Raw genomic sequence first — 813 nt, forward strand, 5'->3', positions numbered from 1 at the left:
GGCGGCCTCGACGGTCACCTCGGCGTGCGACGCCTCCAGCCGTCGCCGGGCCTGATCGGCGAGTCCTTGGTCCACCTCGATACTGGTGACCTGCCCGGGGCCGGCGCGCCACGCCAACAGGGCGGCGTTCCAGCCCGTTCCGGTGCCCAGCTCGAGCACGCGCATCCCCGCCTCCAGCCGCAGCGAGTCGAGCATGTCGACGACCACCGACTGGCAGGACAGACTCGACGAGGGCAGACCATCGGTGACCTGGGTGACGGCCGCGTCGTAGGGGCTGCCGTAGACCACATCGGCCCACGCGTCGGCGTCGGCGCCACGATCCACCGCGACATAGCGGTGCCCGTCCCAGGACCAGAGCCGGTCCGGAGCGAACAGATGCCGTGGCACGGCATCGACAGCGGAGCGGATCCAAGAGGAAGCGGCGGGCCACTCCCCGCGCTGCTCCATGTCGGCCATCAGACGATGGTGACGCTCACCGAGATGGGACACAACGGCTCCTACTTCTTGTGCTTTCCGTCTTGCGGGGGAGCTGGCGGGACCTGTCCGTCCGAGTTGCCGGGGGGAGGAGTGCCTTGGCCGGGATCGGGCTTCGGCTTCTCGTGTTCACCCATTGTGTCTCCCTCGATCGCCACGGTGACCTACAGCATGGTCTCGCATGACCGGACCGGCCGACAGGTGGCGTGCTGCGCACTCTTCGGGCTGGTGGGCGACGCGGCCTCGGAGGTCCGCCCCATCCGGCCGGCCACGGCCTCTCCGCGATGCGATCGCAGCGCCGCTGTGTGCCTGAGGCAGCGGCAGCGGAGTTGACGGGCA

1 protein-coding gene is annotated in these 813 nt (G+C 70.0%); it reads right to left on the reverse strand.

Features of this window, described 5'->3' with window-relative positions:
- On the reverse strand, nucleotides 1-456 hold a 456-nt coding region (locus tag G3I71_RS44960), incomplete at its 3' end, for a protein-L-isoaspartate O-methyltransferase (RefSeq protein WP_164324672.1).
- Nucleotides 457-813 lie beyond the last annotated feature (357 nt).

Origin of the sequence: Streptomyces sp. SID12501, assembly GCF_010550245.1 — a bacterium.
Lineage (GTDB): Bacteria > Actinomycetota > Actinomycetes > Streptomycetales > Streptomycetaceae > Streptomyces.